The organism is Streptomyces sp. NPDC006643 (genome assembly GCF_042870175.1).
Taxonomy (GTDB): Bacteria; Actinomycetota; Actinomycetes; order Streptomycetales; family Streptomycetaceae; genus Streptomyces.
Map to the genome: position 1 here is coordinate 118,225 of NZ_JBIAHA010000016.1, position 13,017 is coordinate 131,241.

Genomic DNA, 13,017 nt, shown 5'->3' on the forward strand with positions numbered 1-13,017 from the left:
ACGCGCGGTGCGGTTCCGTACGCTCCCGACGCGTCCGGGAAGGAAGTGCTCATGCCGTCCGCCGCACCTCGCGCGTCGCTCAGGAACGGAGCACTCTGGCGCTCGACACCACCATGTCCGTGAAAGTGCCGCCCGGCTGGGGGCCGGTTCCCCCTCCCGGCCACCACTCGTAGCCGACCCACTCCCCGTCCTCCCCGGCGCTGTCGGCATGCAGTACCCAGCAGCCACCGGCACCGCCGTCGTCACGGGAGATCAACAGGCACCGTTCGAATTTCTCGAGATGCTCGGCGAAGTACCCGGTGCCCGGCGACGACCAGTAGTCGAGGAGGTCGGTCATGTCGCGGAACCAGCCGATCTCGTCCACCGCGAGAAGTTCGAGCAGACCGATGTCGGCCCACCCGTTGCTGGTCAGCAGGAAATTCCGGTACGACGGCGGCAGCCGGACGCCGAGTCGCTCCTCGGCGTCCGCCACCGCCCGCGGGCCGGCCGGCTCGTAACCGAGCCATCCGCTCTCCCGCTGGGTCCGGCTCAGCCTCGCACTCAGATACGGAGAGGAATCCACCAGCTCCAGGGCTTTCGAGCTGTAATCGCCGAGGAACTCGCGCCACTCGGTGACCGTCCGGGGACGGGATGCGGGCACAGGTGAACTCATGTCGCTCTCTTCCGGCTCTCTCGGCCCACCAGGAACCTCGGCATCAGCCCTGCCTGGCGGAGCCTTGGATGTCGGGGCGTCAGTGCCGGGCGTCCTGCGCGGTGCCGAGCGGCGCGAAGTCCTCGCGGTGGTCGTCGGCCCACCGGGCGAACGAGCGGGCCGGATGCCCGGTGACGCGTTCGACGTCGTCGGAGACCCGCTCGGGGTCGGCGACCAGAGTGGCGTAGTACCCGAGGGTGGCCTCGGCGAACGCGCGGCCGGACCACGCCGCGTACTGCTCCCGCGCCTCGTCGGCGTCCTGCCGGCGCACCACGACCGGGCGGCCGACGGCCTCGCCGATCGCCTCGGCCTCCTGGCGCTGGGTGAGCTGCTGGGGGCCGGTTATCTCGTAGGCCTGCCCGCGGTGGATGGGCTCGACCAGACAGCGCAGGGCCACCTCGGCGATGTCCGCCTCGTGCACCGATGAGCGCACCGCGTCGGGGTACGGCATCAGTACCGGCTCGCCGGCCCTGATCGCCTGGGCCCAGCCGAGCGTGTTCGCGGCGAATCCGCCGGCGCGCAGGAACGTCCAGTCCGTGCCGGTCGCCTCGATGGCCGCCTCGACGTCGCCCCAGACACCGGGCAGGACGCCCCGCGTCCCGTGCTGCAACTGCGCCGCGGAGAGGTAGACGACGTGCTCGACCTCCGACGCCAGGGCGCTCACGCTCTCGGCCGCCCCGGTGGCGTCGAAGCCCATCCAGTTCCAGAACGCGGCATCGGCTCCCCGGGCGGCGTCGGCCACCGCGTCGGGCCGGGTCGGGTCACCGAGGCGGAGGTCGACCTCGGCGGGCAGCCCCGCGGAGTCCGGACGCCGGGTCAGGGCACGGACGGTGTGGCCGTCGTCCAGCAGACGGCGCACGAGGTGTCGTCCCACCTTGCCGGTGGCGCCGGTGACGAGGACCGTCAGCGGGCGGGTGGTGGTTTCATTCGACGTCGAATTCATAGGCCGAGCTGTCGTATTCACAGGGCGAGTTTACGACTTCTCGGCGACTCGGGCTTTCGCGCTTCTGTGATTTCCGTCATGACGACGATAAGCAGCGAGAATCGCTTGCGTCAGGTACGTTTTTATCGGCGCGTCCCGCCACCTTGCAAATTAATTGCTTTCTCGCGCTTTCCGGTGTCGCCGCGGGCCAGGACGGCCCGCGGCGATATCCGAGGTCACCCTCGCGGAAGCCTTACGCCGGCTTCTCCTCCAGGCGCGGGAACAGCACCGCGCCCTTCGTCACCGTCGTGCCCGCCGGGAGCCTGCCCCACGTGCCCGCGTCCTGCACCCGCTGGTCCGCCAGCGCGCCCAGCGCGGCGTCCGCGCCGAGGGAGTCCCACAGCTTCTGCGACGTCTCCGGCATCACCGGGTTCAGCAGCACCGCGACACCGCGCAGCGCCTCCGAGGCCGTGTAGAGGATCGTCGCGAGAGCCGCCTGGCCCTCGGGGGACGTGTCCTTGGCGACCTTCCACGGCTCCTGCTCCGTGATGTAGCCGTTGACCTGCTTCACGAAGTCGAAGATCGCCAGGATGCCGCCCTGGAAGTCCAGCTCCTCGCCGATCTTCCGGTCGGCCTCGGTGACGGCCTTCGCCAGCCCGTCCCGTACGGCCTGCTCGGCGGCCCCGCCGGACGTCGTCTCCGGCAGCGTGCCCCCGAAGTACTTGCCGACCATCGCCGCGACGCGCGACGCGAGGTTGCCGTAGTCGTTGGCCAGCTCGGAGGTGTACCGGGCGGAGAAGTCCTCCCAGGAGAACGAGCCGTCCTGGCCGAACGCGATGGCCCGCAGGAAGTACCAGCGGTACGCGTCCACCCCGAAGTGCGAGGTCAGGTCCTGCGGCTTGATGCCGGTCAGATTCGACTTGGACATCTTCTCGCCGCCGACCATCAGCCACCCGTTCGCGGCGACCTTGCCCGGCAGCGGCAGGCCCTGCGCCATCAGCATCGCGGGCCAGATGATCGCGTGGAAGCGCAGGATGTCCTTGCCGACGAGATGGACGTCGGCGGGGAACGTCTCCTCGAACTTCGCCGGGTTCTCGTTGTAGCCGACGGCCGTCGCGTAGTTCAGGAGCGCGTCGATCCACACGTAGATCACATGCTTCTCGTCCCACGGCACCGGTACGCCCCAGTCGAACGTCGACCGCGAGATCGACAGGTCCTGAAGCCCCTGCTTGACGAAGTTCACGACCTCGTTGCGCGCGGACTCCGGCTGGATGAAGCCGGGGTTGGCCTCGTAGTGCGCGAGAAGCTTCGGACCGTACTCGCTCAGCTTGAAGAAGTAGTTCTCCTCCTTGAGGATCTCCACCGGCGTCTTGTGGATCGCGCAGAGCTTCAGCCCGGCGAACTCACCCTCGCCGTCGAGCAGTTCGCCCGGGAGCTTGTACTCCTCGCAGCCCACGCAGTACGGGCCCTCGTAGCCGCCCTTGTAGATCTCGTCCTTGTCGAACAGATCCTGGACGAATTCCTGGACGCGGTCCGTGTGCCGCTTCTCCGTCGTCCGGATGAAGTCGTCGTTGGCGACGTTCAGGTGTTCCCAGAGAGGCCGCCACGCCTCGTCGACGAGCTTGTCCGCCCACTCCTGCGGGGTGACCCCGTTGGCCTCGGCCGTGCGCATGATCTTCTGACCGTGCTCGTCGGTGCCCGTGAGATACCACACCTTCTCGCCCCGCTGGCGGTGCCAGCGGGTGAGCACGTCGCCTGCGACGGTCGTGTAGGCGTGGCCCAGGTGAGGAGCGTCGTTGACGTAGTAAATGGGGGTGGTGACGTAGTACGCCCGCCCACCCTGCTCTTCGGATCCAGTGGCGGCCATGGTCGAAATCCTAACGGCCCGCCGACGATGCCCTCACACGGTTAAACGCCGGAGCGACGGCCGGAGCGACCGCCGAAACCTGAGAGTGTGCTTAAAGAGTGTGGATCCGGCACAACCTCCGCCCCCCGTTGGCGCATCTTATGAAGGAGAGGGACGACGGAGCCGCGGCGGAAAGGATCATCATGCGGGTGCTGGTCGCCGAGGACGAGGAGATCCTGGCGGAGCTGATCGCCACCGGCCTGCGCCGGGCCGGTTTCGCCGTCGACACCGTCTACAGCGGGGACGCCGCGCTCGCCTATCTCGGACTGCACGACTACGACGTCGTCGTACTCGACCGTGACCTCCCCCGTGTGCACGGCGACGACGTGGCCCGCAAGCTCGTCGCGGACGAGTCCCGGACCCGGATCCTGATGCTCACGGCGTCCTCCTCCATGGAGGAGCGCGTGAAAGGGCTCGACCTGGGCGCGGACGACTACTTGGGCAAGCCCTTCGAGTTCCCCGAACTGGTCTCGCGGGTACGGGCCCTGCGCCGGCGCAGCGCGCGGGCGTTACCGCCCACGCTGGAGCGGCGCGGCGTCCGGCTCGACACCGTGGAGCGCAGGGCGGACCGGGACGGACTGGCCCTCGATCTCTCCGTGAAGGAGCTGACCGTGCTCCAGATCCTGCTGGAGGCGGACGGCAAGGCCGTGACCGCGCAGCAGTTGCTGGAGCGGGCGTGGGACGCGCAGACCGACCCGCTCGCGGGTGTCGTACGGGTGTGTGTGGGGCAGCTCGGGGTGAAGCTCGGCGATCCGGCGCTGATCCGCACGGTGGACGTGGACGGGGACGGCGGGGGCTACGTCCTGTGAACAGAGGCGTTACGTCTTGTGAGAGGTGACGCGAGTGAGGGGTGACGCGTGGTGACCGGTGCCATCCGTAAACGGATCGCCCTCGTCTACGGCGCGGTCTTCCTCGTCCTCGGCGGCTGCCTGCTCACGGTGGTGAATCTGCTCTCCAGCGCCGGTACGGAGTCGGAGGCCGCCGAGATCGCGGCCCGCGTCGTCCCCGCCAACCCGCCCACCTCGGGCAACGGCTACTTCCTCACCGAACGCGGCGAACTCGCGCCCGTCACCGTCACCCAGCTCACCGACAACGTCAGCGACGCCGCGTCGGACGAGCTGATGTTCTGGTCGGTGGGCGCGCTGCTGGTGATGGCGCTGTGCGCCGTCGCCGTCGGCTGGTGGACGGCGGGCCGGGTGCTGCGCCCCGTGCACGCCATGACGGCGAAGGCGCGGCTGCTCTCCGAACGCAACCTGCACGAGCGGATCGGCGCCACCGGCCCCGACGACGAGCTGAAGGAACTGGGCGACACGCTCGACGCGCTGCTCGGCCGGCTCCAGAAGGCGTTCGACAGCCAGAGCCGTTTCATCGCCAACGCCTCCCACGAGCTGCGTACGCCGCTGGCCACGCAGCGCACGGCGATCCAGGTGGGCCTCGCGGGCGCGGGCTCGCCGGAGGACCTGGCCCACACGAAGGAGATGCTGCTCGACAACAACCGGCGCAGCGAACGCCTCATCGACGGCCTGCTGCTCCTGGCGCGCAGCGAGCGCGAGGTCGAGGACCAGGAGGAGATCCGCTGGGGCGAGCTGGTCACGGAGGAGGCGGCGCGGCACGGTCTGACGGCGACGGTGGAGGAGCCGGGCCGGATACGGGGCAACCGGGCGCTGCTGGACCGGCTGGTCGGCAATCTGCTGGCCAACGCGCAGGCGTACGGGAAGGGCGAGGTCGCCGTCCAGGTGTCGGGGACGGCCCTGACCGTACGGAACAACGGCCCGCACATCGCGCCGGAGGAGATCGCGGCCTTCTTCGAACCGTTCCGCCGGGGCGAGGGCCGCGACCGGATGGGTCCGGGCGCGGGCCTCGGCCTCTCGATCGTCCGCTCGATCGTGACGGCGCACGGCGGCCGGGTGACGGCGGAGCCGGGCGGCGCGGACGGCGGGCTCGCGGTACGGGTGAAGCTGCCGGCGGCGCCGGGGCGGTGACGGGCCGGGGCGGTGACGGGCCGGCGCGGGCCTCAGAACTCGTTGACCTTCTCGCCGTCGGGCACCTGGTAGCAGCCGGAGACGACCATCAGGTTGAGGTTCGGCGATTCATCCTTTGCGAAGTGCCCGATCTTGACGCTGTGCTTCTTCTCGTCGTTGTCGGCGGTGAGGGTGAGGTTCTCGTTCTTGCTCGTGTCCGGCCCGTAGTCGACGACTTTCCAGCCGTGCTCGGGCAGTTCGGTCCTGAGCCGCTCCATCACACCGTCGAGCTGGTCGGCCGATGCCGGGGTGAAGGTCCACGCGTGGAAGACCTGGAAGTACTTCTCCGGGTCCTTGCCGTCGCACTCCGCGACGCCCGGTCCGGGCTCGGACGCCTTCCCCTTGATCCCGATCAGGTCGTACAGCTCGCTGGAGATCCGCTCCGCCGCGTCGGCGGCATCCGCCGAGCTGCTGGTCCCCGCGCCGGGCAGGTCGCCGGAGCCGCCGGAGGTCCCGGACGTCTCGGAGCTGCCCGAGCCGTCGGGGCCGTCTGATCCTTGGGTGTCAGTCATGCCGCATCCAGTGAGGGTCGTGAGGGCGAGGGACAGGAGGAGCGCGGACGCGCCCAGCTTGGTCTTCAATCGGGGGCTTCTTTCCTACTTCGTGTACCTGTAGTGGTCCGGCGGCGGCTTCAGCTCGGCGTCGTCACCCTTGCCCGCCACCACCAGCCCCTGGTTCCGCAGGCTGTCGGTGCTCTCTTTCCAATAATCGCTGTGGCCCTCGGTGTCCGTCTGCAACTGGTTGGCGCCGAAGCGTTCGTCGCTGGGCGTGGTGAAGGCCCCGTGCCAGTCGGTCCCGCCGTGCCCGAAGCGTCCGACGTCCGGCACGACATCCCCCTTCGCCTCCTGGTTCCAGACGTGCCCCTTCGGGACGTCCATCTGATCGGCGTTGCTCACCTGTACGCCGGGGCTGCCCGCGAGGATCACGTCGTCCACGTTGAGATCACCCTGCCGGGCCGCCGATCCGATCAGGGTCGTGCCGTACGAGTGGCCGACCGCCGTACGGTGCGGGTCCGATTCGGCCGTACGCGACGCGTCGAGCCCGTCGAGGAAGCGGTTGTAGGCCGGGGCGCCGTCATTGGCGTAGTGGCTGAACGGCGAGTCCTTGACGATGTCCTGCGGGGCGTCGTACCCGAGCCAGGTGATCGTGGACACCGAGCCGTTCTCGGCACCGGCGGCCACGCGCCACAGATTCTCCATCCGGCCGATGTCACCCCCGATACCGCCCAGGTTCGAGGTCGTGCCCGGCACATAGACGGCCTGGTGGTCGGCCGTGTCCGGATTGCCGTTGGCCACGATCGCGCGGCCGTTGCCCTCCGGGCTGAAGCCGAGGAGGTACGCCTCGGGCAGACCGCGCTGACCGGTCCGGTCGAACCGGTCCTGGATGCTGCCCATGCCCTTGAGGGACTTGTTGAGCTGCTCGTACCGGTCCCCGTACTTGTTGTGCCAGGCCATCCACTCGTCGGTGTGCACCTTGGACGGGTACATCCCCGCGGTGATCCACGTCCACTCGTTGGCGGGCGGCTTGGGCATGGCGTCCAGCTCCATCTGGAGCTGGCCCCGCTTCTCCTCCAGGACGACGCGGTTCGCCTCGTCGCGGACCGTCGCGGGCAGCCCGTCGAGCGCCCCCACCGTGTCCGGCCGCAGCGCGAGCCATGCCGCCTGCTCCTCCGGGCTGAGCTTCTTCCACCACTCGGCGTTCTGCGCCGGGGTGCCGTCCTTGGGGACCTGCGGCAGCGAGTCGAGATAGCTCTGGCCCGCCTCGCGGACCCCGCCCATGTCCGACTGCGCGTCGGCCCAGTCCGCCTTGGAGACGGTCAGATCGTCGTCGGCCTTCAACGCGCGCAGTTTCGGGGCCCACTTGGCGTCCGCGTCGGTGGCTTCCTTCACGGCGTCGGCGATCCGGTTCGCGTACGCCATCGCCCTGCCGTAGTACGGATTGGGGTGGATGCCCGCCGCCTGCCGCTCCAGCGCGTCGGACGTCGGGCTGCCCCCGGCGCTCCCGGACACCGTGCCGCCCGGCTCGTCCTTCTCCGCGCCGGGCTTCCTGCCGGCGGGGTAGCCGACCGAACCGTCCTGCCGCACCGAGCAGTTGTCGGCCTCGGCGTCCGCGACGGCCGCGTCCAGCTTCCGCTTCGCGGCGGCCATGTCGAAGGCGAAGCCGGTCAGCGCGGTGCTCACCAGTCCGCACTCGGTCTGCGCGTAGTGGAAGTTCTTCGACAGATTGCCGAGTTCGCGCAGGGCGGCCGTGGCCGCCGCGCCCTTCAACTGGGCGCTGATCCCCGCGGTGATGCGGTTGTTGATCGTGTCCTTGGCGGCACTGGCCATGTCACCGGTCGTCCGGTAGCCGTCGGCGGCCTCTTCGTATTCCGACGGTTTGAAGCTCTTCAGCGTCGCGAGATCCATGACCGCCGATCACCGTCCCTTCGGCGCCTGGCCGCCGACGGCCTCGGTGTCCGCGTACTTGACCTTGAGCTGGTCGATGTCGTTCAGCACGGACTCGTCGGACTTCGCGAGGTCGTGGCCCGACCTCTCCAGCAGCCCGCCGAGTTCACCGCAACGGGCGCTCACGTCGCCGACGTACTTCTTCCAGGAGTCGTACAACTCCTTCTGCGCGGCGGCACTCTGGCAGCCGCTGGTCTCCCCGAGCCCGGCCTGTCCGTTCTCCAGCGCGGTCAACGCCTTCGTGATGTCGGCCTTCAGCCCGGTGACGCCCTCGCCGGCCTTCACCCAGACCTTCTTGTCCGACTTCAGACTGTCGGAGAACGGGTTACCGCCGCCGGCGCCGTCGTCGGCCGGATACTGGTTGAGCTGCATCTGCGTGGAACCCCGGGCCGCCACATCGGCCTTGAGTCCCTCCCACTCGTCCCACGCCATCCGCGCGTTCCCCCTCCTGTCGGACACGGCGTTACGTATGAGCCAGGAGAGCGTAGTGGGTCGACAACGCCTGTGTCGCGAAAGGCGTGTCCGACGGGTGGAATTGTCGGCCCGGCCGTCCGCGGTCCTGCTAGACAGCGGCCATGAACAAGGTCACGATCCGCCCCGCCGGTCTCGCCGAGGTCCCCGCGCTGCTGGCCTTCTGGGCGCGGTCCGCCGAGGGCGTCAGCATCACGGACGACCTGGACGGGGTCACGCGTCTGATCGTCCGCGACCCGCAGGCCCTGCTGGTGGCCGAGTCCCACGACGGGGCCGTTGTCGGCACGGTCATCGCCGGTTACGACGGCTGGCGCTGCCACCTCTACCGGCTGGCCGTCGACCCGGACCACCGCCGCCGGGGCATCGCCGCCGCGCTGCTCGCCGCCGCGCACGAACGCTTCGTGGCACTCGGTGGCCGCCGGGCCGACGCGATGGTCCTGGACGACAACGAACTCGCCCGACACGCCTGGCGCGACGCGGGTTACGAGGCGCAGGAGCAGTGGAGCCGCTGGGTCAGACCGCTCTGACCGCGGCCCGCACTCGCGCGGCCAGGTCGGCGACCTCTTCGGGGGTCGGCGCCAGCACCCCGTTCTCGGTCATCAGCGCGTGATACTGCTGCCGCTCCGGCGGCACCCGGGCGGCAACGCGGCGATGTGCCAGTGCAGATGGGAGTTGGCGCGCGTTGCTCGTACGCGGCGATGTCCATCTCCATGGAACTTCACCCTACGGGCAGGGTGAAGTTCCCTGGGCGTGTCGTCTCCGTTCGGGGCCGGACGTTGGAGACTGCGGAGTATGCCCTCTCCGCGTTTCGTCTTCATCGACCCCGACGGCACCGGCGGTGACTGGACGCATGTGGTGGTCGAGGCACCCACGGGTGTCGTCTACCAGCAGGAGTACGGCGGCACTTCGCGCCGGCAGGGCCAGGCCGAGGGCTACTTGGTGCCCCTGTCCGGAGGGTCGGACAGGGTCGACGCCCTGGCTGCGGTCTTCGAGCCGTTCCGGGGCGGCGGGGCCGGAGACCATGTCTGGGCCGGGGCGGAGCTGGACGCCCTGCGGGCGGCCGTCGGTGCCGTCCGCTACTGGCTGTGCGACGGCACGGCGGAGACGCCCCACCCACTACGCCTGGACGAAACCCGGCTGACCGAGGCCGACGAGGCGTGGCTGCCGGTGCACACGCCCGACGGCCCCGGACTCCTGGTCTGGTCGGCCAGACGCGTCAGACCACTGTGAGGTCGGGCCGAGCACGCCGAAACTCATCAGGGCGTCACACCACCCGGTCGGCGGTGAGCTTGCGGGGCGTCCGCGCCAGCAGCGTACGCAGCCGGTCCGCGGGCGCCGGAGCCCCCGGGTCCACCGGCATGGCGAGCATCGGGCCGCCGGAGCGGATCGCCTCGCCGAACTTGAGCCACGTGGCCCAGTACGCGTCCGGGTCGGCGTAGTACGGCTTCACGTAAGCGTCGGTCTCCGGCTCGAAGCGCCAGCTCTCGGCCAGGGGGCCGACGTCGACGGTGTCGAAGCCCAGCCGGTCGATCAGGGCGGCGGCGCTCGCCTTCGCCTCCGCGTCGTCGCCCGCGATCGGCAGCGCGCTACGGTCGGGGGCGCCCGCCGGACGGGCGAGCGGCAGGATGTGCTGCTCGTTCATGTTGTTGAACGCCTTCACGAGCTTCGCGCCGGCCAGGTGCTCCTGGACGAGTTCGCTGGAGGTGGTCCTGCCCGAGTCGAGCACCTCAATGGCGCCGGCGAGAAACGGGTAGTAGTTCATCGTGTCGAACACAATCTTGCCTGCCAGCGGGGCGGCGGGAAGCTGCCGGTAGGCGCCCAGCGGAATGCTCGCCACCACCCAGTCGCCCGCCCGTGCCGCCTCCTCTGGCGTCGCCGCCCGGGCCCGCCCGCCGAGTTCCGCCACCGCGTCGGCCAGGGTCTCGGGCCCGCGCGAGTTGGACAGGACGACGTCGATGCCCGCCGCGACGGCGAGCCGGGCGAGCTTCGTGCCGATGTTGCCGCTGCCGATGAAGCCAAGAGTTGCCATGGGAAGGGTCTCCTCAGGTTGCGGACGGTCCGGTCCGCCGGTGGTTCCGCCCAAGAGCCGGGGCAGGCGGGATCCCGAACCGGAGCAAGCGCTCCTCTTGAACGTAACACAACCGGAGCGCGTGCTCCGTTAAGAGTCGGGGGCCGCTGTAAGCTGAGCGCCGTGCCCTCTGCCGACCAGCCCGTTCCCACACCCGCGCAGCCTCCCAGGCGCGCCCGCCGAGCGGACTCCGAGCGCAACCGCGCCGCGATCACCGACGCGGCCACGGCCGTCCTGGCCGAGCAGGGCATCACGGCGGACGTCCGCGAGATCGCCCGCCGCAGCGGCGTCGGCATGGGGACGCTCTACCGCCACTTCCCCACGAAGGACGACCTGCTCTCCACCGTCCTGAAGCAGATGTTCACGTCCTGGCTGACCGCCGCCCACCGGACGGCCGCCGCCACCGAAGATCCCTGGCAGGCCCTGACCGGCTTCTTCGAGCAGACCCTGACCAACCAGTCCCACAACCGCGCTCTCGTCGAGAGCTACGCCGCCACCGTCGACTGCGCCCAGCAGCGCGACACCGTCATCGACGACCTGCGCACGCGCTGCCTGGACGCCGGCCTTCTGCGCGCCGACGTCACCACCGCGGACCTCGTCCTGCTGCTCACATCCCTGAGCCAAGCCGTCCAGCTGACCGGTGACACCCACCCCGGCCAGTGGCACCGCCTCCTGCGCATCTCCCTGGACGGCCTCAGCAGCCGCAACCCCGAACCGCTGCCCGCGCGTAGGTGAGGAAACCGGACCAGGCGGCGGGGGTGAGAACGAGGACCGGGCCGGTGGGGGTCTTGCTGTCGCGTACGAGGACGAGACCGGGGTGCTGGTCGGCGACCTCGATGCAGTTGCCGCCGTCGCTGTTGCTGTAACTGGACTTACGCCACGGGCTAGCCATTGGCGCGGTCGCCGACGAAAGCGACGAAGTCGCCCCAGGCGGCGGGGTTGATGAGGAGCACCGGACCGGTGGGGGTCTTGCTGTCGCGGACGGGGATGACGCCGGCGTGCCCGTCGGCGACCTCGATGCAGTTACCGCCGTCGCCGTTGCTGTAGCTGGACTTACGCCATTGGGCGGTGCTCAGGTCGGGTCGGGGGCGCATGGTGTTTTCTCCTCCAGCAGTCGCTCAATGAACGCCACGGAATCACGTGGCGACAGGGCCAAGTCCCTCAGTAGATCGTAGGACAGGCGGAGTTTCTCGACCTCTGACGGATCTTCGATCAGCGTCCCCGAGTGAGCGTCTTCCGTGTACGCGACGGCCCTGCCGTCCGGAAGCCAGAGGATGGTGACCGACGTGCCCAGCAGGGCGTGCGGCCCCGCATCAAAAGGCAACACCTGAAGCATGACGTTTGGCAACTGGCTTGCTTCCAGCAGTTGTTGAAGTTGCTTCCTCCACTCCTTCGGGTCGCGAGTCTTGCGGCGCAGTACGGATTCGTCCAGGATCGCGCGGAAGTGGGGTGCGTCCTCGCGGCGCAGCAAGTCCTGGCGACCCAGTCGCGCGGCGACCTCTTCCGACAGTTCGTTCTCGTCGCGGGGGCGCGTCGCCTCGAACACCTCACGGGCGTACCCCTCCGTCTGGAGCAAGCCCGGAATGGCGCCGACCCCGTACTCGTACCGAACCCTGGCCTTCGCCTCCAACTGCATGAACAGCTTGTACTTGTCGGCGAACGCGTCCTCGCGTGCGAGCACCCACAGCATCGTCAGATGCTCGGCCGCCGTCCCGTACACCGCCCCCAACGCCGCGATCACCTCCGGTGACCCCACCCGCGCCCCCGTCTCCAGCTTGTGCAAGTACGCACGGTCATACGTCGTCTCTTCACCCAACTGCGCCAGTGACTTGCCCGACTCCTCCCGTAGCCGGGCCAGTTCCTTCGCGAGCATTTGGCGGGCCGACGGCCTCTGACCTGCGTTCGACTTCCGTGCGCCCATGACAACTCCCCTGTGTCCCACGCCAACCGGGCTATGGCCGAGCCCTTTTGGACAGGGCCGTATCTGCCGATTCTTGATGCACGGAACGTAGTTGCGCAATGACGGAAAGGTGCGTCCCTCTTATGTTCGAACCTGACACTCGAACGCCGTCCCGCGTCGTCACCGATCTGGCCGAGTTGGAATCCGTCGTACACGCGGGCGGTTTCTGGCGGCTCGTACCGGAGGTTGTCCCCCGTGTGTACGCACCGGTGACACCTGAGCTGCTGCGGCGCGTTGAACAAGGACTGAAGCGGGTGGCCGGATGAGCGGCAGTGACGCGCGGCGGTTTCTGTCCCGGTTGATGAGTGCGTTCGGTACGGATGGGGTGCTGGTGGTGCGGAAACTCGACAGCAAGGGTGACGGCGACGGCGACGCCGACACGGAACAGATTCTCGGGCCGGGCGCGGCGCTGGCCTGGCCCAAGTGCCAGTGCGGCAATCCGAAGTGCCCGGACTATGTGCCGCCTCCGTCGGAGCTGAGCGTGCGCCTCGCGGAGCGCAACCGAAACAGTCGGCGGGGCGGCATTTGAGTGTG

At 69.4% G+C, this 13,017-nt stretch carries 17 protein-coding genes; 7 read left to right on the plus strand and 10 right to left on the minus strand.

Features of this window, described 5'->3' with window-relative positions; translation table 11 throughout:
• Nucleotides 1–79: 79 nt before the first annotated feature.
• The 3 genes from ACFYNU_RS22335 to metG form a co-directional block, all read right to left on the minus strand.
• On the minus strand, nt 80–652 hold the full coding sequence (locus tag ACFYNU_RS22335; RefSeq protein ID WP_356591070.1) for an SMI1/KNR4 family protein: 573 nt from the start codon (nt 650–652) through the stop codon (nt 80–82).
• Nucleotides 653–731: 79 nt separating this feature from the next.
• Nucleotides 732–1,634 (minus strand): NAD(P)H-binding protein, encoded by a 903-nt coding sequence (locus tag ACFYNU_RS22340; protein ID WP_356591068.1) that lies wholly within the window; start codon nt 1,632–1,634, stop codon nt 732–734.
• A gap of 232 nt (nt 1,635–1,866) precedes the next feature.
• Nucleotides 1,867–3,480 carry a methionine--tRNA ligase gene (metG, locus tag ACFYNU_RS22345; RefSeq protein WP_356591066.1) on the minus strand — a complete coding sequence of 538 codons (1,614 nt, stop codon included), beginning with the start codon at nt 3,478–3,480 and terminating at the stop codon, nt 1,867–1,869.
• 182 nt (nt 3,481–3,662) lie between these two features.
• On the opposite strand from metG, the gene ACFYNU_RS22350 reads away from it, so the two are divergent.
• Both ACFYNU_RS22350 and ACFYNU_RS22355 read left to right on the plus strand, forming a co-directional pair.
• Nucleotides 3,663–4,328 carry a response regulator transcription factor gene (locus tag ACFYNU_RS22350; RefSeq protein ID WP_356591064.1) on the plus strand — a complete coding sequence of 222 codons (666 nt, stop codon included), beginning with the start codon at nt 3,663–3,665 and terminating at the stop codon, nt 4,326–4,328.
• Between the two features lie 48 nt (nt 4,329–4,376).
• Nucleotides 4,377–5,501, plus strand: coding sequence for an ATP-binding protein (locus ACFYNU_RS22355; protein WP_356591062.1), 1,125 nt, complete (start codon nt 4,377–4,379; stop codon nt 5,499–5,501).
• Between the two features lie 32 nt (nt 5,502–5,533).
• On the opposite strand, the gene ACFYNU_RS22360 is transcribed toward ACFYNU_RS22355, so the two are convergent.
• The 3 genes from ACFYNU_RS22360 to ACFYNU_RS22370 all read right to left on the minus strand — a co-directional run bounded on the left by ACFYNU_RS22360 (nt 5,534) and on the right by ACFYNU_RS22370 (nt 8,416).
• On the minus strand, nt 5,534–6,052 hold the full coding sequence (locus ACFYNU_RS22360) for a hypothetical protein (RefSeq protein WP_356591060.1): 519 nt from the start codon (nt 6,050–6,052) through the stop codon (nt 5,534–5,536).
• 84 nt (nt 6,053–6,136) lie between these two features.
• On the minus strand, nt 6,137–7,945 hold the full coding sequence (locus ACFYNU_RS22365) for an alpha/beta hydrolase (RefSeq protein WP_356591058.1): 1,809 nt from the start codon (nt 7,943–7,945) through the stop codon (nt 6,137–6,139).
• A gap of 9 nt (nt 7,946–7,954) precedes the next feature.
• Nucleotides 7,955–8,416, minus strand: a complete 462-nt coding sequence (locus ACFYNU_RS22370; RefSeq protein WP_356591056.1) for a hypothetical protein — start codon at nt 8,414–8,416, stop codon at nt 7,955–7,957.
• Nucleotides 8,417–8,559: 143 nt separating this feature from the next.
• Here ACFYNU_RS22370 and ACFYNU_RS22375 point away from each other — a divergent pair, with 143 nt between their 5' ends.
• On the plus strand, nt 8,560–8,982 hold the full coding sequence (locus ACFYNU_RS22375; protein ID WP_356591054.1) for a GNAT family N-acetyltransferase: 423 nt from the start codon (nt 8,560–8,562) through the stop codon (nt 8,980–8,982).
• 265 nt (nt 8,983–9,247) lie between these two features.
• The gene (locus ACFYNU_RS22380) at nt 9,248–9,685 is read left to right on the plus strand and encodes a DUF6210 family protein (protein WP_356591052.1); all 438 of its coding nucleotides are present in this window, start codon (nt 9,248–9,250) and stop codon (nt 9,683–9,685) included.
• Between the two features lie 34 nt (nt 9,686–9,719).
• Here the strand turns inward: ACFYNU_RS22380 and ACFYNU_RS22385 are convergent, their stop codons facing one another.
• Nucleotides 9,720–10,484, minus strand: coding sequence for an NAD(P)-binding domain-containing protein (locus tag ACFYNU_RS22385; protein ID WP_356591050.1), 765 nt, complete (start codon nt 10,482–10,484; stop codon nt 9,720–9,722).
• Nucleotides 10,485–10,646: 162 nt separating this feature from the next.
• On the opposite strand from ACFYNU_RS22385, the gene ACFYNU_RS22390 reads away from it, so the two are divergent.
• Nucleotides 10,647–11,258, plus strand: a complete 612-nt coding sequence (locus ACFYNU_RS22390) for a helix-turn-helix domain-containing protein (RefSeq protein ID WP_356591048.1) — start codon at nt 10,647–10,649, stop codon at nt 11,256–11,258.
• Here ACFYNU_RS22390 and ACFYNU_RS22395 read toward each other — a convergent pair.
• Genes ACFYNU_RS22395 through ACFYNU_RS22405 form a run of 3 tightly spaced genes read right to left on the minus strand, consistent with a single transcriptional unit; the run spans nt 11,218 to nt 12,444 of the window.
• Complete coding sequence (locus ACFYNU_RS22395) at nt 11,218–11,415, minus strand: DUF397 domain-containing protein (RefSeq protein ID WP_356591046.1); 198 nt, start codon at nt 11,413–11,415, stop codon at nt 11,218–11,220. The genes ACFYNU_RS22390 and ACFYNU_RS22395 overlap by 41 nt on opposite strands.
• Entirely contained in the window at nt 11,408–11,617 is a 210-nt protein-coding gene (locus ACFYNU_RS22400; protein ID WP_356591044.1) for a DUF397 domain-containing protein, read from the minus strand. Before ACFYNU_RS22400 ends, ACFYNU_RS22395 begins: the two co-directional genes overlap by 8 nt.
• Nucleotides 11,596–12,444, minus strand: coding sequence for a helix-turn-helix transcriptional regulator (locus tag ACFYNU_RS22405; RefSeq protein ID WP_356591042.1), 849 nt, complete (start codon nt 12,442–12,444; stop codon nt 11,596–11,598). Before ACFYNU_RS22405 ends, ACFYNU_RS22400 begins: the two co-directional genes overlap by 22 nt.
• A 122-nt stretch (nt 12,445–12,566) precedes the next feature.
• On the opposite strand from ACFYNU_RS22405, the gene ACFYNU_RS22410 reads away from it, so the two are divergent.
• A complete protein-coding gene (locus ACFYNU_RS22410) occupies nt 12,567–12,749 on the plus strand; it encodes a hypothetical protein (RefSeq protein WP_356591040.1) in 183 nt (60 codons plus the stop codon).
• Complete coding sequence (locus ACFYNU_RS22415) at nt 12,746–13,012, plus strand: hypothetical protein (protein WP_356591038.1); 267 nt, start codon at nt 12,746–12,748, stop codon at nt 13,010–13,012. The genes ACFYNU_RS22410 and ACFYNU_RS22415 overlap by 4 nt, the downstream gene beginning before the upstream one ends.
• Nucleotides 13,013–13,017 lie beyond the last annotated feature (5 nt).